The 18664-nt window shown below is 62.1% G+C and carries 16 protein-coding genes; 6 read left to right on the top strand and 10 right to left on the bottom strand.

Annotation, left to right across the window (positions count from 1 at the left end):
- Nucleotides 1-1320, top strand: a complete 1320-nt coding sequence (locus C8D77_RS26165; RefSeq protein WP_109669527.1) for an HlyD family type I secretion periplasmic adaptor subunit — start codon at nt 1-3, stop codon at nt 1318-1320.
- A gap of 296 nt (nt 1321-1616) precedes the next feature.
- Here C8D77_RS26165 and rbsK read toward each other — a convergent pair whose 3' ends face one another.
- From rbsK to C8D77_RS26145, 3 genes are read right to left on the bottom strand one after another with little or no spacing between them, the layout of a single operon-like run.
- Entirely contained in the window at nt 1617-2546 is a 930-nt protein-coding gene (gene rbsK, locus C8D77_RS26155) for a ribokinase (protein WP_109669523.1), read from the bottom strand.
- 4 nt (nt 2547-2550) lie between these two features.
- The gene (locus C8D77_RS26150; protein WP_109669521.1) at nt 2551-3003 is read right to left on the bottom strand and encodes an RbsD/FucU family protein; all 453 of its coding nucleotides are present in this window, start codon (nt 3001-3003) and stop codon (nt 2551-2553) included.
- Nucleotides 3004-3030: 27 nt separating this feature from the next.
- Entirely contained in the window at nt 3031-4089 is a 1059-nt protein-coding gene (locus C8D77_RS26145) for an ABC transporter ATP-binding protein (RefSeq protein WP_109669519.1), read from the bottom strand.
- A 294-nt stretch (nt 4090-4383) separates the two neighbouring features.
- Between C8D77_RS26145 and C8D77_RS26140 the strand changes: the two genes are divergently transcribed.
- The 3 genes from C8D77_RS26140 to C8D77_RS26130 all read left to right on the top strand — a co-directional run bounded on the left by C8D77_RS26140 (nt 4384) and on the right by C8D77_RS26130 (nt 8194).
- On the top strand, nt 4384-6060 hold the full coding sequence (locus tag C8D77_RS26140) for an ABC transporter substrate-binding protein (RefSeq protein ID WP_109669516.1): 1677 nt from the start codon (nt 4384-4386) through the stop codon (nt 6058-6060).
- Between the two features lie 88 nt (nt 6061-6148).
- Nucleotides 6149-7270, top strand: a complete 1122-nt coding sequence (locus C8D77_RS26135; RefSeq protein ID WP_109669514.1) for a carbohydrate ABC transporter permease — start codon at nt 6149-6151, stop codon at nt 7268-7270.
- A gap of 6 nt (nt 7271-7276) precedes the next feature.
- Nucleotides 7277-8194, top strand: a complete 918-nt coding sequence (locus C8D77_RS26130; RefSeq protein ID WP_056594228.1) for a carbohydrate ABC transporter permease — start codon at nt 7277-7279, stop codon at nt 8192-8194.
- Nucleotides 8195-8403: 209 nt separating this feature from the next.
- Here the strand turns inward: C8D77_RS26130 and C8D77_RS26125 are convergent, their stop codons facing one another.
- Together C8D77_RS26125 and C8D77_RS26120 are read right to left on the bottom strand one after the other, a co-directional pair.
- A complete protein-coding gene (locus C8D77_RS26125) occupies nt 8404-9147 on the bottom strand; it encodes a creatininase family protein (RefSeq protein ID WP_109669512.1) in 744 nt (247 codons plus the stop codon).
- Nucleotides 9148-9150: 3 nt separating this feature from the next.
- Nucleotides 9151-9789 carry an SIS domain-containing protein gene (locus C8D77_RS26120; protein WP_425453758.1) on the bottom strand — a complete coding sequence of 213 codons (639 nt, stop codon included), beginning with the start codon at nt 9787-9789 and terminating at the stop codon, nt 9151-9153.
- 105 nt (nt 9790-9894) lie between these two features.
- On the opposite strand from C8D77_RS26120, the gene C8D77_RS26115 reads away from it, so the two are divergent.
- Nucleotides 9895-10917: an aldo/keto reductase gene (locus tag C8D77_RS26115; RefSeq protein WP_109669510.1), complete on the top strand. Its 1023-nt coding sequence runs from the start codon at nt 9895-9897 to the stop codon at nt 10915-10917.
- Between the two features lie 143 nt (nt 10918-11060).
- On the opposite strand, the gene C8D77_RS26110 is transcribed toward C8D77_RS26115, so the two are convergent.
- The 4 genes from C8D77_RS26110 to clpP form a co-directional block, all read right to left on the bottom strand.
- Nucleotides 11061-11333 (bottom strand): HU family DNA-binding protein, encoded by a 273-nt coding sequence (locus tag C8D77_RS26110; protein ID WP_006201846.1) that lies wholly within the window; start codon nt 11331-11333, stop codon nt 11061-11063.
- Nucleotides 11334-11630: 297 nt separating this feature from the next.
- A complete protein-coding gene (lon, locus tag C8D77_RS26105; RefSeq protein WP_109669508.1) occupies nt 11631-14042 on the bottom strand; it encodes an endopeptidase La in 2412 nt (803 codons plus the stop codon).
- A gap of 306 nt (nt 14043-14348) precedes the next feature.
- Nucleotides 14349-15623 (bottom strand): ATP-dependent Clp protease ATP-binding subunit ClpX, encoded by a 1275-nt coding sequence (gene clpX, locus C8D77_RS26100; RefSeq protein WP_023759839.1) that lies wholly within the window; start codon nt 15621-15623, stop codon nt 14349-14351.
- Nucleotides 15624-15920: 297 nt separating this feature from the next.
- A complete protein-coding gene (gene clpP, locus C8D77_RS26095; RefSeq protein WP_109669506.1) occupies nt 15921-16550 on the bottom strand; it encodes an ATP-dependent Clp endopeptidase proteolytic subunit ClpP in 630 nt (209 codons plus the stop codon).
- 324 nt (nt 16551-16874) lie between these two features.
- Here clpP and C8D77_RS26090 point away from each other — a divergent pair, with 324 nt between their 5' ends.
- Nucleotides 16875-17465, top strand: coding sequence for a hypothetical protein (locus tag C8D77_RS26090; RefSeq protein ID WP_109669503.1), 591 nt, complete (start codon nt 16875-16877; stop codon nt 17463-17465).
- Between the two features lie 18 nt (nt 17466-17483).
- On the opposite strand, the gene C8D77_RS26085 is transcribed toward C8D77_RS26090, so the two are convergent.
- A complete protein-coding gene (locus tag C8D77_RS26085; RefSeq protein ID WP_109669814.1) occupies nt 17484-18587 on the bottom strand; it encodes an NAD(P)/FAD-dependent oxidoreductase in 1104 nt (367 codons plus the stop codon).
- Nucleotides 18588-18664: the final 77 nt, after the last annotated feature.

Below are 18664 nucleotides of genomic sequence, written 5' to 3'. Positions count from 1 at the left end.
ATGTCGGCGCAGAGCTTGGCCTGGGAAGGCCGACCACGCACCGACCTCCGGCGGGTGGCCTTCACTGGCTACGCCGCAATAGCACTATTGGCGGGCTGCTTCGGCTATTGGGCCGTCAGCGCGCCCTTGGCCGGCGCGGTGATCACGCAAGGCACGATCTCGGCGGCGGGCGGAAACATTCTCATTCAGCATCCCGAAGGCGGCATCATCCAGGAGTTGCTGGTCCATGAAGGTGATCGCGTGCAACAGGCCCAGGATCTGATCCTGCTCGATCGAACAGCCGCGCAGGCCGAGTTCAACCGGCTGACGAGACAGTCGATCGCGCTCAAGGCGAGCGCCTCGCGGCTGGAGGCGGAACGCGACGGATTGGACCGGCTCGCGCCAATCACAGGGACCGCGCCAGCACCGTTCCAGCACGATTTCGAGACTCTGGTTCGAGAACAGCAGAAGGAATTCAGCGCCAGGCTCGCTCGGTTTCGATCGGAACAATCGATCCTCACGCAACGGGTTGCCATGCATCGCCAGTCGGTCGTGGGATTGCAGGCCCAGAAACTCGCCATCCAGCAACAGGCCGAAATCGTGAAGAAAGAGCTCGGCATCAAGACCAGCCTGTTGGACAAGGGCCTCACCAATCGCAGCGAATATTCGCAGCTTTTGCGCAGCGAGGCCGATCTCGTCGGGCAGACCGGCGCGCTGGAGGCGGATCTTGCGGCGACCGCCACCCAGATCGTCGAAGCGCAGGCGCAGACCGAGCGTGCGACCACGCAACGCGTGGAGGAAGCGCTGACCAAGCTGGACGACGTCCGTACCAACCTGGCCGACATAGAGGAACAGATACGGGCAGCCGAGGCGGTGCTGAGGCGAACAACGATCAAGGCGCCGGCCGCGGGCATCGTGGTGTCGTCGACCTATAATTCCAAGGGAAGCGTGATTGCCCCCGGACAGAAGATCATGGAGATCCTGCCCACGGCATCGGGCCTGATCGTCGATGCACGGCTGCGGACGAAGGACATCGATCAGGTTCGTGTGGGCCAGCCGGCAAAACTGCGATTGTCCGCGTTGAACATGCGGCTCACCCCTGAGATTTCAGCCACGGTGACACAGGTTTCCGCGGACCGGCTTATCGACGAGGCTACGCACGAACCCTATTTCCGGGCCAAGCTGAAGATTGCCCCCGACCTACCGCCCGGCGTGATAGCGGAGCAGCTTTACCCTGGAATGCCGGTCGAGGCGTTCATCAGCACCGACGACCGGACTTTCTTCGAGTATCTCGCACGGCCGATGCTCGATTCCTTCGCTCGCGCTTTCACGGAACGGTAGATGTTGCGGGCCGCATAATCCGTCGGCACGCCGTCAATATCGCCAGGGGATGCCCACGCCAACTTGAATATATCCGCTCGGCTGGCCCCTGAGAGCTTCTCAGGGCGAATGATGCCGCAACCTTCGGCCTTCAGCTTTGCAACTTGGGTTTCAAGGTCCTTGTCGACGGTGCTGGAAGGTACCGCGCGCCTCTCGTGGCGCCAAACGCGACCCAGCACGTACCGAATTTGGTCCAGCCGGCGGTGCGCGACCTCACCAAGCGCTCTTTGACAATTTTGCCATGCGCTGCCCTAACCTCACCCCCTCGCCAGCAGCGCCTCGACCTCCTGCAGCGTCGGCATCGACGGCGCGGTCCCTGGTCGCGTCACCGAAATGCCGGCGACGGCACAAGCAAAGCGCACGGCTTGCAACGGCTCCACGCCCCGCGACAACGCGGCGGCAAGACCACCATTGAAGGCATCGCCCGCCCCTGTGGTTTCGACCACGGCGCCCGCACTGACGGCAGGTACATGGTCGGAGCGCTCCTTCGAGTGCAAAAGCGCGCCCTTGTCACCCAGCGTGACGATGACCGTGCCGACGCCCTTTTTCAGCAGACTGTCCGCGGCAAGGCGCGCCTCGTCGACCGAGGAGACCTTCATCCCGGTCAATTCCTCCGTCTCCGTCTCGTTGGGCGTGAGGTAGTCGCACAGCGTATAGATGCGGTCGGGAAGCTTTGCCGCCGGGGCCGGGTTGAGGATCGTCGTCACCCCTGCCCCACGCGCGATCTCCAGCGCCCGCATAGCGGCTTCGATCGGCTGTTCGAGCTGCGTGACGAAAACGCCGGCACCGCTGATCAGCGCGGCATTGGCTTCGATATCGGCAGGCGAGATCAGCATGGCGGCACCGGGGCTGACGATGATGGCGTTGTTGCCGGTGGTCTCCTCGACGAAGATGTAGGCCGCACCGGTGTAGCTTTCCGGCGTGTCGATGACGGCATTCTTGACGCCCGCCTGCGCCCAGGTCTGCCTGGCCATGTCGGCGAAGGGGTCGACGCCGAGGCGGGTGAGGAAGGTGACGTCGGCGCCGAGCTTGCCGACGGCCACCGCCTGGTTCGAGCCTTTGCCGCCCGGACCGAGCGTGAAGGATGTGCCGAGGATGGTTTCGCCCATGCGCGGTTGCCGCTGCGCCCTGTAGGCGGTGTCGGCGACGAACACACCCAGGATGACGACAGGCTTGCCCGAAGCCATGCCGCTACTCCGCATCCGGCGGCACGACGCCCTTGCGGAAGGCGAAGCAGCCGTAGAAGCGGCGTTCGCCGGTCTGGATGACGCAATAGGCCTGTTTGGCGCGCTCGTAGAAGGCATAGCGCTCGACAGCTATCATCGGCCAGGACTTGCCCTCGGCCTTGTCGACTTCCTTCTGCACTTCCTTCTGCACAGCCGGAATCTCGTCCGGCTTGCCGACGATCTCCATGCGCGCGGCGGAGTCATCGACGAACGTGTCCAGCGGGTAGAGCGACAGCACCGCCTTGGCCACCTCGGCAGCCGAGGCATCGATGCGCAGCAGGCGGCCGAGCGCGGTCTGGCGCGCCACCGAATCGGACGGAAAATTGGTGTCGGCGATGATCAAATCATCGCCATGGCCCATTGCCCGCAATGCCTGCAGCACGTCGGCATTGAGCAGCGGGTTGATGCCTTTGAGCATGATAGTCCTCGTGAAGTCCGGTTGAGATCAGAGACGCTTGCCGGTCTCGGCGTCGAAAAGATGGATCTGGTCGAGCCGCGGCTTCAGGGTCAGCGTGTCGCCGGGCTTGAAGTCGTGGCGCTCGCGAAACAGCGCCACCATCTCGCCGTCGCCGAAGCGCAGGAACACCAACGTTTCCGAGCCGGTCGGCTCAACCACCGAAATCTTCGCCGGCACGCCATCGGGATGGATCTCGAGATGTTCCGGGCGCACGCCATAGACGACGGCCTGGCCGTCCTGTGCGGCATTGCCTGGTGCAATCGGGAACAGCGTGCCCGCGATGTCGACACCGGGCTTGGCGCCCTTGCGCATGACGCCCTTGAGCAGGTTCATCGAAGGCGAGCCGATGAAGCCGGCGACAAACAGATTGGCCGGTCGGTCGAACAGTTCCAGCGGCGCGCCGACCTGCTCGATACGGCCGTCACGCATGACGACGATCTTGTCGGCCATGGTCATGGCCTCGATCTGGTCGTGGGTGACGTAGATGGTGGTGGTCTTCAACCGCTGGTGCAGTTCCTTGATCTCGGTGCGCATCTGCACGCGCAGCTTGGCGTCGAGATTGGAGAGCGGCTCGTCGAACAGGAACACCTGCGGATTGCGCACGATCGCGCGGCCCATGGCGACGCGCTGGCGCTGGCCGCCGGAAAGCTGCCTGGGATAGCGCTTCAGATAGGGATTTAGATCGAGGATGTCGGCGGCGCGCTTGACCCGCTGGGCCACCTCGGCCGCTTCGGTTTTCCGCAGCTTGAGCGCAAAGGCCATGTTCTGCTCGACGGTCTTGTGCGGATAGAGCGCATAGTTCTGGAACACCATGGCAATGTCGCGCTTGGCCGGCGGCAAATGGTTGACGACGCGGTCGCCAATGGCGATCGTGCCGGCGGAGACGGTCTCCAGCCCGGCCACCATCCTGAGCAGCGTGGACTTGCCGCAACCCGAAGGGCCAACCAGCACCACGAACTGTCCGTCGGCGATGTCGACGCTGACTTCGTGCAGAACCTTGACCGTTCCGAACGCCTTGGCCACCTTGCTGATCGCGACTTGAGCCATATACTCCCCTTCCGGCTCCCACTGGCCGTAGGCGCAGAAGCTAACCAACGCGACCGGTCAGGGCAAGTCAGTCTCTTATAGATAAAAACCTGTTCTCGTTGACACGGCGTTTGGTTGTGAGAATAGTGGCGGACGCTGGTCCGAATGCCGGTTACCCGATCCGCAAAATCGGAACTTCAATCGAGCAGGTGGGGTCCTGCGCAGTTCGTTTCCGAGCCGGGAGAATCGTTGGCGCTCCAGCGTCCGACAAGGTTGGTCATATCCATTCACGCTGATGTTCTGGGAGGAATAGTCATGAGAACAGGTCTTTACGATAAACTTGTCCGTGCCGGCGCCACACGGCGCGACATATTGAAGGGTGCGGCCAGCATGGCCGCGATCGCCGCCGCATCCGGCGCCGGGCTTGGCGCCTTGACGCGCCCTGCTTCGGCCGCAAGCGAACTGCGCGCCAAGATCCTGCAGATTCCCGGCGTTGGCAAAGGGCAGCCGACGGATGCCGATTTCCAGAAGGTCGGCGAACTTTGCCTCGAGGCGACCAAGGCCAACGTCAAGGAAGGCGAATTCGCCGGCGTCGAGCTCTCCTTCATGGGCCTCAACAACCAGAACCTGCACAATGTGCTGTTCCGCGGCTTCCTGAAGCCGTGGGAGGCCTATACCGGCGCCAAGATCAACTGGATCGACCTTGCACAGGCGGACTACAATCCGCGCCTGCAGCAGGCTATCGCCACGAACACAATCGACTTTGATATCGTCGAGATGGGCGCGCCCTTTGAAGGCGACGTCTGCGGCAAGGGCCTGACCTCTGAGATGCCGGACTGGGTCAGGAAGCAGATCGATATGGACGACATTGTTGCCTATCTGAAGCCGCCAGTCGGCACCTGGAACGGCAAGCAATATCGCGTGACCGTCGACGGCGACACGCACAACTTCAACTACCGCACCGACGTGTTCTCCGACTCTGATCTGGCAGCAGCCTGGAAATCCGATAGCGGCGACAAGGCAGGCCTGACGGAATGGGGCGTGCCGAAGACATGGCAGCAGGTGCAGGCCGTGACCAAGTTCCTTAAGGGCAAGAAGATGAAGGGCCAGGATGTCTACGGCTACCTCGACGCGCCCAAGCCTTGGGGTGGATTCGGCTTCTACTTCCTCGGCAGCCGTGCCAGTGCTTATGCCAAGCACCCTGATGACAAGGCGTGGCTGTTCGACGCCGATACGATGAAGCCGCGCGTCAACAACCCGGCCTGGGTGCGCGCCATCCAGGACGTGATCGACGCGCTGCCTTTCGAACCGCAGGATCAAATCAATGCCGACCCGAACCAGACGTGTTTCTCCCAATTCCTGGGCGGCACTGGTTCGATGCTGGCTTGGTGGGGAGACGCTGGCTCGAATGCGAAGACTAACGACTCCTCGGTCGTCGGCGACGTCACCGGCTTTTCGATCCTGCCGGGCTCGGACGATGTCTACAACTCCAAGACAGGCAAGTGGGACAAGCTCGCCAGCGGCCCGAACTATGCGCCGAACTGCGCCTATCTCGGCTGGGGCGTCTATGTCATGGCCCGCGTCGACTCGGACGAGAAGAAGAAGAAGGCAGCCTGGTCGGCGGCGGCCCATCTCGGCGGCAAGGACCTGTCGCTCTGGTGCGCGGCGTATCCGTCGGGCTTCCAGCCTTACCGTAACTCCCATTTCGACATTCCGGAATGGGTGGCGGCCGGCTACGACGAGGCCTTCATCACCTCGTATCTCAAGTCGGAAGCCGACAGCTACAACCATCCCAACGCGGCGATCGAGCCGCGCATCCCCGGCATCTTCCAGTACTACAGTGCCGCCGAGGACATTCTGGCCAACACCTTCGCCGGCAAGATGAAAGCGCAGGAAGGCGCCGACGCGATCGCGGCTGCCTGGGAGAAGCTGACCGACCAGATCGGCCGCGACAACCAGGTCAAGCTCTACAAGGCCTCGCTCGGCGTGTAGGCTGGCCCCATATGAACCCATGGTCCGGCGGTGAAGGCTGTCGGACCACAAAGCTCCATCGTAGAGCCTTCCTGAATGGGCGAGATTTGTGGCTGACCAGACTTCGACCGCAAACCAGTGGCCGGCAGATGCCGGCCCCTACGACCTGATTTCTCCGGCCCGCAAACGGCTTGGCTGGGCATTGATGGCGGCTGCGACGCTTGGCCTGCTGGCGGTCATTGCGCTGGAGGTCTTGTACAAGAGCAGCGCCGATGGCGTCGGTTTCGAGACCTGGCGTCCCGTCGTCTATGCCTATGTGCTTTGGGGTGTAGCCATCGGCATCGGTCAGGTGCTGACGCGCGGCGAGGATGGCCAGCGCGCGCTATTCCTGCTGCCGGCGCTGTTGTTCACCATCGCCATGGTGATCTTCCCGACTCTGTTCGGTTTCTACATCGCGCTCACCGACTGGAACCTCAGTTCCTTCAGCGGCCGCAAATTCAACGGGCTCGACAATTTCTGGCAGATGCTGGGCGACCCCTACTATCGCAATGCGCTGTTCAACATGGTGCTCTATGTGCTGGCGGTGGCGGTAGAATATGTCATTGCCTTCGGCTTGGCATTGCTGCTCAACGCGCAGATCCGGGCGCGAAAATTCTTCCGTGTTGTCTTCCTCTTGCCCTTGATGCTGTCGCCGGTCGCGGTGTCGTGGATGATCGGCAAATCGCTGATGGAGTACCGCTTCGGACCGGCGGCCACATTGGCGCGTCATCTCGGCTGGGAAAATCCGGCCTTCTTCTCTGACCCGATCATCGCGCGCATTGCGATCATGGTGCTGGACGCCTGGACCTTCATTCCGTTCATGATGATCATGCTGCTGGCCGGGCTGCAGGCGATGTCGCGCGAGGTGCTCGAAGCCGCACGCGTCGACGGCGCCAATGCGTGGCAGACCTTCTGGCAGGTCACCTTCCCGCTGATGCTGCCGGTTTCGGTGACGGCGTTGATCCTGCGCATCATCTTCAAGCTGAAGCTTGCCGACATCATCATCACGGTGACATCGGGCGGCCCCGGCGGCGCCACCGATTCCGTGTCGAGCTTCATCTACCGCGAATATCGCGACCGCTCGAACGTCGGCTACGGAACCATGCTGGCGATGGCCTATCTGGTGATCATCGTCGTGTTCGTCACCTGGCTGCTGAAATTTGCCAACCGTTTTGTCCGCAATGTGAATTGAGCCAAGATGAGCGTTCAGACCACCGAATATGTAGCCTCGGAGATCCGCTCACCGGCGAGCTTCCTCGCCAGCCGCGTCTTCATCTATGGGGCGCTGGCCTTCTGGGCGTTCATCTGCCTGTTTCCGATCTACTGGACGATCACGACCTCGTTCAAGACCGCGGTTGATGTCACGCAAGGCCATCTCATCCCCTTCGTCGACTTCCAGCCGGACTGGAAGGGCTGGCGCTCGCTCGGCCTGTCGCCGGACTCGATCTTCCAGACCTCTACGGTGCGCGAGGAGTTCCTCAAGCGCTTCATGAATTCGGTGATCACCTCGGTCGGCGCGTCGAGCCTCGCCATCGTCATCGGCAGCCTCGCCGCCTACGGGCTCACCCGCTATCGCTATCATTTCGCCTGGTTCAAGAACGAAGACATCTCGTTCTTCTTCCTGTCGCAGCTGATCCTGCCGCCGGTGGTGCTCGCCCTGCCCTTCCTGGTGCTCTACCGCGAAGTCGGTCTGCTCGACACGCGCGTCGGGCTGATCCTGCTCTACACGCTGATGGTGCTGCCGATCGTCATCTGGATCATGCGCGACCAGTTCAACTCGATCCCGGTCGAGCTCGAGGAAGCAGCGCTCGTCGACGGGCTGTCGATCTGGGGCGCCTTCTTCCGCATCGTCATGCCGATCGCGCTGCCGGGCATGGTCGCCGCCTTCATCCTGGCAATGGTGCTGTGCTGGAATGAGTATTTCTTCGCCGCCCTTTTGACCTCGACCGACGCCAAGACCATCCCTGTCATGGTGGCGAGCCAGACCGGCTCGCAAGGCATCAACTGGTGGTCGATGGCAGCACTCGCCACCGCCGCAATAGCGCCACTCGCCGTCATCGGCATTGCGCTCGAACGCTATCTGATCATGGGCATGACCGCGGGAGCGGTGAAGTAGCAGGGCCAGCCTTCCCTTCTCCCGCAAGCTGTGGGGGTGAGCAGCCGGTTCGCCGGGACGCTGCCAAGCAGCGGGGACACGGTAGGTGGATCGGCCACCCCGGCCCTTCGCAGGCTCAGGGCGTTCGAAGCTCGAAAAGCCAAGCAATTGGCTTTTCGTCCGCCACGCGGACCGCTTCTCACCCCGCAAGGGGAGGAGGAAGAACCGCGCTAGGCCCTTAGAATTGTGCGCAGGTGATCCATGATCATGGCGACGCCCTTCTGCCCGAGTTCCGCTGAAGCATCCCTGGCACTCGCCGTATACCAGCTCTTGTTGTCTTCGAAGTGGCCAGCATCGACAGCCTCCGGGCATAGCGCCAGCATCAGTGAGGTCTCGCCGATGCCGGCATGGTCGAACGGGTACTTGCCGTTCATGTCAGCCGACATCAGCGGATGCACCTGCACCCAGTTGAAGAAATTCTCACCCGCAGCGTGTCCAGAATAGTAGTCGGCCATCGCCTGAGAGCCCCACCAGCCCTCGCCGCGTTCCTTCTCGAGAAAGCGGAAGATCGCCTGCCGACCGGCGGTCTTGAACGCCAGATCGGTCGGCATGCCCGCGGCGAAATTCTCGGTCTGGTGGTGGATGATGGCGTGGATGTTGCGAAAGCCGATGCGCAGCAGGCTGTAGAACAGCTCCTCGCCGAACGGCGCCAGCGCGTTGCCGCCGACCTGCACCGAGCCGCTGCCTTCCGGCGGCGCCACCGCATAGCTCGCAGCACCGTAGTAGAAGGGCGGCAGGATGACGACGTCCTTCTCCTTTTCGAACAGCTCCAGCGTCTTGACGACGGCCAGCGTGTCCATGCCGACCGCCATGTGTTCGCCGTGGTATTCGAGCACGCCAAGCGGCAGAGCGACCGGCCAGTTCTCGGCGATCGCCTTGCGGATCTGGTGCGGCAGCATCAGTTCATAGCGCATGATCTATTCCATGTTGGTGTGGCGGGCGCGCATCGCTTCGGGCGACGCGCCGATCAAATCCTTAAGCTTCAGCACCATCGCCTCGAACAGCAGGAACAGCGCGCCTTCGAACACCGAGCCCATCGGCAGCACCGATGTCCTCTGTGCCCCCTGATCGTTGGCCATGGTCTGCGCGGGGATGAGCAGCGTGAAATCGGCGCGCTGTGCCGCACCGCTTTCGGCCTGGGCGGTTAGCAGCAGGTTGGTTGCACCGGCATCGTGCGCAACCTGCATGAGGGTCAGCACGGTCGAAGTCTCTCCCGGCCCGGAGCTGACCAGGAAAACATCCCCCTGCCCCAGCGGCGGCGTGGTCATGTCGCCGACCACGGCGACAGGCAGGCCCAGATGGTAGAGCCGCATCGCAAAACCCTTGACCTGCAAGGCCTCGCGGCCGCAGCCGTAGACGACGATCAGTCGGGCGCTCGCCAGCATCTTGCAGGCGGCGTCGATCCGGCTCTCATCGATGCGCGCCAGCACGCCGCCGAGTTCGTCAAGCGCGGTCTCGAACAGGCTTTTGCTCTTGTCGCTCACCGCAAACCTGCCATTGAAATCATCCTGGGATTTTGCCGCCCTTGCTGCCGCGAACAGCTTGATTTTGCTCATGCTAGCAACCGCGAAAATGCGTGTCCAACGCGCAGCTACGCTTTTGCCAGATCACAGGCATGATAGTGTCATGTCAGACAAATCAAGCGAGGCAAACGGCAGGATATGAAGACACGGCATTTCGACCGCATCGGCAATGGCGGCATCAGTTTTACCGAACTCGGCTTCGGCACGGCGCCGCTCGGCAACCTCTATCGTGCCGTCTCGGACGAGGACGCCAACGCCACGCTGGAAGCCGCCTGGGCGACCGGCTGCCGCTACTACGACACCGCGCCGCTGTACGGGCTTGGCCTGTCGGAAACGCGGCTCAACCCGTTCCTGCGCGGCAAGAAGCGCGACGACTACGTGCTGTCGAGCAAGGTCGGTCGCATCATGCGCGCCTGCCCGCCGGAAGAGCGCACCGGCATCGGCAAGTTCTTCGACACGCCGTCGCGCCGCGAGGTGTACGACTACAGCTATGACGGCGTCATGCGCTCGTTCGAAGCCTCGCTGGAGCGTCTCGGCGTCGACCGTATCGACATCCTCTTCGTGCATGATGTCGACATCTTCACCCATGGCAGCAAGGAAGCGTCCGACCGGCGCATCGAGGAGTTCATGCGCTCGGGCTATTATGGCTTGCTCTCGCTCCGCGACCAGGGCGTCATCAGGGCGTTCGGTGGTGGCATCAACGAATGGCAGGTTGCGCAGACGCTGGCTGAGCGCGGCGACTTCGACCTGTTCTTGCTGGCCGGGCGCTATACGCTGCTGGAACAGGAGGCGCTGGCATCCTTCCTGCCGCTCTGCCAGGCACGCGGTATCGGCATCGTTCTCGGCGGGCCCTACAACTCCGGCATCCTTGCAACAGGGCCGAAGCCAGGCGCCTACTACAATTACTCCGAAGCAACGAAGGACATCCTCGACCGGGTCGCCGGCATCGAGAGCGTCTGCAAGCGCCATGGCGTGCGGCTGATCGAGGCCGCCCTGCAATTCCCGCTGCTGCACCCCTCGGTCGTCTCGGTGATCCCCGGTGGCCAGCGGCCGAGCGAAGTCGAGAGCAACCGCTCGCTGCTCGATGCGAAACTGCCCGCAGCGCTTTGGGCCGATCTCAAGAAGGAAGGTCTGATGCACCCTGAAGCGCCGACCGCATAAGCCGGCCGCCATCGCGTCAGCGTCGGGCACAAAAATGAAAAGCCGGGCAAGCCCGGCTTTTCTGGTCGCGTGTACCTGCGTAGGCCACGAAAATGAAAAGCCGGGCAAGCCCGGCTTTTCTGGTCTCTGAAAAGAAAAACCGCTTAGTTGACTGCGTCCTTGAGGCCTTTGCCGGCCGAGAACTTCGGCACGGTGCGTGCCGGAATCTTCACTTCGGCGCCGGTCTGAGGATTGCGGCCGGTCGACGCCGCACGCTTTGACACGGTGAAATTGCCAAAGCCGACAAGCCGGACATCGCCGCCCTTCTTCAGTTCACCGGTGATCACGGAAAATACCGCATCGACCGCCGACTGCGCGTCACCCTTCGAAATGCTCGCGGCGTCGGCGACAGCGGATACCAGTTCGTTCTTGTTCATAAAAATTCCCTTCCATGAGAACACCGGAACTATCGACTCATCCGGCAGGAAACGGACTTTAGAAAGAAGCGTTCCCGCAACCAAGTCGAAAAGGCAGGAAAAAAGCGGAAAAAGCCCGGAAATGCTGGGTTTTTCACATGAAAAAGCCGGGCGCTAGGCCCGGCTCTCTGTTTGTGCACTGCAACCTTAGCGAAAACCAACGCATGGCCCCGAAAACCGTGGCCGGTTTTCGGAAAGGACCATACGCAAGTCCAAGGCACTAGAGCGTCCTTTGCGTCCAAGTGGACGCGCGGCGCTCTAATGCGCCAGAGGCTTTCCAGCGTCGTCGGCACTGTCTGTCGCGGCCGGCGGATTGACCGGTTCGACCCATTCGATCGGCTCCGGCATACGCACCAGCGCGTGGCGCAACACCTCACCGACCCGAGAGACCGGAATAATCTCCATGCCGTTCTTCACATTGTCCGGAATCTCCGCCAGGTCCTTGGCGTTGTCTTCCGGGATCAGCACCTTCTTGATGCCGCCGCGCAGTGCGGCGAGCAGCTTCTCCTTGAGCCCGCCGATCGGCAAGATGCGGCCGCGAAGCGTTATCTCGCCAGTCATCGCCACATCCGCCCGGACCGGAATACCCGTCAGTACCGACACAATGGCTGTCGCCATGGCAGCACCTGCGGACGGGCCGTCCTTCGGCGTGGCGCCTTCCGGCAAGTGCACGTGGATGTCGCGCTTGTCGAACAGAGGCGGCTCGATGCCGAAATCGACGGCGCGCGAGCGGACATAGGAGGCCGCCGCCGAAATCGATTCCTTCATCACGTCGCGCAGATTGCCGGTCACCGTCATGCGGCCCTTGCCGGGCATCATGACGCCTTCGACCGTCAGCAGCTCGCCGCCAACTTCCGTCCAGGCAAGACCCGTAACGACACCGACCTGATCGTCAGCCTCGACCTGACCGAAGCGGAAGCGCTGAACACCGAGGTAATCGGCAAGGTTCGCCGCCGTGATGCTCACCGTCTTCTTCTTCGTCTTCAGAATCTCGGTCACCGCCTTGCGCCCGAGCTTCATCAGCTCGCGCTCCAGGCTCCTGACGCCCGCTTCACGGGTGTAGGTCTGGACGATGGCGCGGATCGCGTCCTCACCGACGGAAAACTCCTTCGGCTGCAGCGCGTGATCGCGGATCACCTTCGGCATCAGGTGCCGCTTGGCGATCTCGATCTTCTCGTCCTCGGTGTAACCGGCGATACGGATGATCTCCATGCGGTCCATCAAGGGCGCCGGGATGTTCAGCGTATTCGCCGTCGTCACGAACATCACGCTCGACAGATCGTACTCGACCTCGAGGTAGTGGTCCATGAACGTCGAGTTCTGTTCCGGATCGAGCACCTCGAGCAACGCCGACGACGGATCGCCACGGAAGTCCTGGCCCATCTTGTCGATCTCGTCGAGCAGGAAGAGCGGATTGGACTTCTTCGCCTTCTTCATCGACTGGATGACCTTGCCGGGCATCGAGCCGATATAGGTGCGGCGGTGGCCACGGATCTCGGCCTCGTCACGCACACCGCCCAGCGCCATGCGGATGAACTCACGTCCAGTCGCCTTGGCGATCGACTTGCCGAGCGAGGTCTTGCCGACGCCGGGAGGGCCGACGAGGCACAGGATCGGCCCCTTCAGCTTCTTCTGGCGGCTTTGCACGGCGAGATACTCGACGATGCGCTCCTTGACCTTGTCGAGGCCGAAATGATCGGTATCGAGCACGTTCTGCGCGAAAGCCAGGTCCTGTTTGACCTTGGAGTTCTTGCCCCACGGGATCGACAGGATCCAGTCGAGATAGTTGCGCACGACGGTCGATTCCGCCGACATCGGCGACATCGTCCTGAGCTTCTTCAACTCGGCTTCCGCCTTTTCGCGGGCCTCCTTGGAGAGCTTGGTCTTCTTGATGCGCGCCTCGATCTCGGCGGCTTCGTCGCGGCCGTCCTCGCCCTCGCCGAGCTCCTTCTGGATCGCCTTCATCTGCTCGTTGAGGTAGTATTCGCGCTGCGTCTTCTCCATCTGGCGCTTGACGCGTGAACGGATGCGCTTCTCCACCTGCAGGACGGAGATTTCGGCTTCCATGAAGCCCATCGCCTTTTCCAGCCGCTCCTTGACCGAGAGCGTGGCCAGCATTTCCTGCTTTTCAGGAATCTTGATGGCGAGATGCGAGGCAACCGTGTCGGCGAGCTTGGAATAGTCGTCGATCTGGCTGGCGGCACCCACCACTTCGGGCGAGATCTTCTTGTTCAGCTTGACGTAATTCTCGAAATCGGTGACGACCGAACGGGCCAGCGCCTCGACCTCGACCTCTTCCTCTTCCGGCTCGACCAGCGCCGCAGCGCGGGCCTCGTGGAAGTCGGGACGGTCGGTGAACGAGACGATTTTCGCGCGCGAGGCGCCCTCGACCAGAACCTTGACGGTACCGTCGGGCAGCTTCAGCAATTGCAGCACGTTGGCGAGCGTGCCGATGTCAAAGATGGCATCGGGCTCGGGATCGTCGTCGGCGGCATTCATCTGGGTGGCAAGCAGAATCTGCTTTTCCTGACCCATCACTTCTTCCAGCGCCTTGATCGACTTCTCACGCCCGACGAAGAGCGGAACGATCATGTGCGGAAACACCACGATGTCGCGCAGTGGGAGGACTGCGAAGACGCCGTCGCTGGGAGCCTTGGATACTTTGGCCATTGTCCAACCTTTCATATCGCGGCCGCCAATCAGCCAACCGCGAATCCTATATTAACGACCGGGGATCGTTCCGCCTACCACCGTTTGTGACGGGAGTTTTACAGCACAGAAATCGGGCACCTCGGCCTTCTCCAATTAGTTGGATGCACGATCCACAAAGATCAAGGGGCGAGCACAAATCCGCACCTCCAACTTGCCCTGAAGTGACACATTTGCGACGCCAAGACCGGGCCCGCCCACAAAACCCTGGGCGACAGCAAAACGGCGCCTTGCGGCGCCGTTTCAGAATTTCGCTGCGGGCTCATGTCAGGCGCTGACATTGCCCTTCTTTTCCTTCTGCTCGGAGTAGATGTAGAGCGGCCGGGCACTGCCGGTCACCACCTCCTCCGAAATCACCACTTCGCGCACGCCTTCGAGCGCCGGAAGTTCGAACATCGTGTCGAGCAGGATCGCTTCCATGATCGAACGCAGGCCGCGGGCGCCGGTCTTGCGCTCGATGGCGCGCTTGGCGATCGCCGACAGGGCGTTCTCGTGGAAGGTCAGGTCGACATTCTCCATCTCGAACAGACGCTGGTACTGCTTGACCAGCGCGTTCTTCGGCTCGGTCAGGATCTGGATCAGCGCCGGCTCGTCGAGATCCTCCAGCGTCGCCAGAACCGGCAGACGGCCGACAAACTCGGGGATGAGGCCGAACTTCAACAAATCCTCTGGCTCGACCAGGCGGAACACGTCACCGGTGCGGCGATCCTCGGGCGAAGCGACGATGGCGCCGAAGCCGATCGATGTCTTGCGGCCGCGATCGGAGATGATCTTGTCCAGGCCGGCGAAGGCGCCGCCGCAGATGAACAGGATGTTGGCGGTGTCGACCTGCAGGAATTCCTGCTGCGGATGCTTCCTGCCGCCCTGCGGCGGCACGGAGGCAACCGTGCCTTCCATGATCTTCAGCAAAGCCTGCTGCACGCCCTCGCCCGACACGTCGCGGGTGATCGAGGGATTGTCGGACTTGCGCGAGATCTTGTCGATTTCGTCGATGTAGACAATGCCGCGCTGGGCCCGCTCGACATTGTAGTCGGCCGACTGCAACAGCTTCAGGATGATGTTCTCGACGTCCTCGCCGACATAGCCGGCTTCGGTCAGCGTCGTGGCATCAGCCATGGTGAAGGGCACGTCGATGATGCGGGCCAGCGTCTGCGCAAGCAGCGTCTTGCCGCAACCGGTCGGGCCGATCAGCAGGATATTCGACTTCGCCAGCTCGACATCGTTGTTCTTGCCGGCATGCGCGAGGCGCTTGTAGTGGTTGTGGACCGCCACCGACAGCACGCGCTTGGCGTAGGGCTGGCCGATGACGTAATCGTCGAGAACCTTGAGGATCTCCTGCGGTGTCGGCACGCCCTCGCGCGACTTCACCATCGAGGTCTTGTTCTCCTCGCGGATGATGTCCATGCAGAGCTCGACGCACTCGTCGCAGATGAAGACCGTCGGACCGGCGATCAGCTTGCGCACTTCGTGCTGGCTTTTGCCGCAAAACGAGCAGTAAAGCGTGTTCTTGGAATCGCCGCTGTTGTTGCCGACCTTGCTCATTTTCATGTCCTTTCATGGCCGCCCGCCGATGGTCTGGCTGAAAGGGCGCATACTCTATCTATCGCGGGAATCCGCCGCCGCCAGTGTGTCCCGGCTCCCGCAACGCATTCCGTACGAAACACAAATCAGAAAACGTGGCAATGATTCGCGACAACCCCGCATAAAGCTAAGCCGCCGAAACTCAACATAGCCTTAACGTAGGCAATCCTGTCCCCCGAGGGAACAGCCAATTGTGGCCGAAATGCCGCAAGACGCACCAAAAGCGCGTGATGCCGCCATCCAACTGCCAACCAGCCCTTATGCCACAGCACCTTCAGCCGGCTCGCGCGACGAAATGACCTTGTCGATGAGGCCGAAATCCCTGGCTTCGTCGGCGGTCATGAAATGGTCGCGGTCGAGCGTCTTCTCGATCTCTTCGTAGCTCTTGCCGGTGTGCTTGACGTAGACCTCGTTGAGGCGACGCTTCAGCTTGATGATGTCCTGGGCATGGCGCTCGATGTCGGACGCCTGGCCCTGGAAGCCGCCGGAAGGCTGGTGAACCATGATACGGGCGTTCGGCGTGGCAAAGCGCATGTCCTTGTGGCCGGCAGTCAAGAGCAGCGAGCCCATCGAGGCCGCCTGGCCGATGCAGAGCGTCGACACCGCCGGCTTGATGAACTGCATGGTGTCGTAGATCGCCATGCCCGAGGTGACGACGCCGCCCGGCGAATTGATGTAGAGGTTGATTTCCTTCTTCGGATTCTCGGCTTCCAGGAACAGCAGCTGCGCGCAGACCAGCGTCGCCATGCCGTCCTCGACCGGACCGGTGATGAAAATGATGCGCTCCTTGAGGAGGCGAGAGAAAATGTCGTAGGCCCGCTCGCCACGATTGGTCTGTTCGACCACCATCGGAACGAGGTTCATGTAGGTTTCGACGGGGTTCTTCATCAGATATCTCTTATCTCGCGGTGGGATTCCGGCGCCGGGAATGCTGGCAGATCGGGCAGAATCGGTTCTGGATCGTTATTCCGTAAATAGGATGCCGGCTCATCCTTGTGCAAGGCCGCCCCCTCCTAGCCATCTGGGTAAGTCGAATCAAGGTTACATTTCACGGGATTCATCGACCTGTGCTGTGATCATTCGGCGGTGTTGTCACCACCGTAGCAATTTCTTAACCGCATCGCTAAACGAAATGCGCCGAAATCGCTTTTCTCCGAGGCGGCTTCCCCTACAATTCAGCGTTGAACCTATGAGTTCAACAGGGGGAGTGTCATGTCTGGGAAAACCGCATGCTTCGCCATTGCCGGGCTGACCATGCTCGGCACGATTTCGCAGACGGCGGCCGGCGGCCGCGCCGTCGAATGCTATGAACCCGTCCGAACGCCTGATGTCTACGACACGGTATACGAAGACGTGCTGGTCAGTCCGCCCGGCCAGCAGGTCGACTATGTCCCTGCCATCTACGGCACCCGCGAACGCGTGGTGATGACCGTTCCGGCACAGGTGACCTACGAGGTCGTGCCCGCCGTCACCCGCATCGTCTACCATACGGTCCGGGTCGATGGCGGCGGCTATTCCTGGGAATGGCGCGTCATCCATGGCCGCAAGGTGCTCTGCAAGATCTGGCACAAGGCGCGTTATGAGCGCGTCGCCGAAACCGTCGTCATCCAGCCCGAACGCACGCGCCGCGTCGTCACTCCCGCACAGTACGACAGCATCGCCGAGGAGGTGCTGGTGCAGCCGGAACAGAGACGCGTCATCGATGTTCCCGCCTCTTACCAGACCGTCGCGCGCCGCGTGCTGCTCCGTGAAGGGTCTTCAGGCTGGCGCCGCGTGCATATTCCCAGGCATTGCCAGGATTAGGTCAAGCGTCGGCGGCATTCAGGCCACCTCCGCTCGCAGCCATGCCTTCAGGCCGGCGACATCGCCATCACCAATGGCGGCGGCAACGCGCCGGCCGACCGCGGCGCCGAACTTGTAGCCATGGCCGGAGCAGGCCGAGACGATCAGGCACTTCCCCTTTTCATGCGCCATGAATTTCTCGTCGGCGGTGAAAGTGTAGGCGCAGGTAACGACTTCGGTCACCCGGTACTCATCGATCCGGGCGATCGGCGGCGAGAACAGGTTGCGGATCGCCTCGCCCTCACCGGCCACCGGCTGACGGTTCCAGTCGGCGTCGCTGGTCGGCACCCTGTGCAGCCCGGACCCAAATTTCATGCCGGCGCCGCCGGAGGGCGGGATCACATAGCCGTCGACCGTGCCACCGATATCGAGGACGACGGGTGACGCCTGCCAGGCGGCCTTGAGGTCGGCCGGCGGTTCGACATAGGCGAGTGCGGTTCGATATGTCTTCAGTTCGCCGTCCAGTTCCGGAAACAGTTTCAGCACCCAGGCACCTGCCGTGACGACGATGCGGTCGGCCTGCATCGTCTCGCCGCTTTCAAGCACGATATGGCCGGCCTCGGAGTCGATCGCGGTGACCTTGCTGTGTTCGTAGACATTGGCGCCGTTGGCGCGCAGCCACTTTGCCAGACCGGAGGCGATCTTGCGGCAATGCAGCGCGCCACCTTCAATCGAAAAATAGGCATAGCGGAACGAACCGGCTTCGAGAAACGGCCAGCGCTTCACGGCTGCATCCGGCTCCAGCAATTCGAAGGGAAAATTGCCCTCTTCCAGTCCCTCGCGGTATTCCTCGGCCTCGTCGCCCGGCTCGCGCGAAATGCAGACAAATCCGCGCGCATCGAGGTGGCTTTCGCCGAGATCGGCCCACATCTCGTCCCACGCCTGATAGGCCTCGGTGATCAACCGGCCATAGCCGGTTCCCGCCCGGTAGGCGCGGCGGATGATGCGGTGGTGGTCGCCCGACGCTGCCAACGGGTTGGGGATCGGCCCCTGCTCGACGATGGAAACGCTGTGGCCGGCCTTGACCAGCGACCACGCCGTGGAGAGACCGGCGATACCCGCGCCGACAACGATCACATTCATCAAATCAGTCTTTCCGCAGGCGGTCGGCTGGCTCAACGCATTGGGTTGCGGGCGCCAACATACGGTCTGGAACCCGG

Source organism: Mesorhizobium loti (genome assembly GCF_003148495.1).
GTDB classification, from domain to species: domain Bacteria; phylum Pseudomonadota; class Alphaproteobacteria; order Rhizobiales; family Rhizobiaceae; genus Mesorhizobium; species Mesorhizobium loti.
This window is presented reverse-complemented; position numbering and strand designations above follow the sequence as displayed.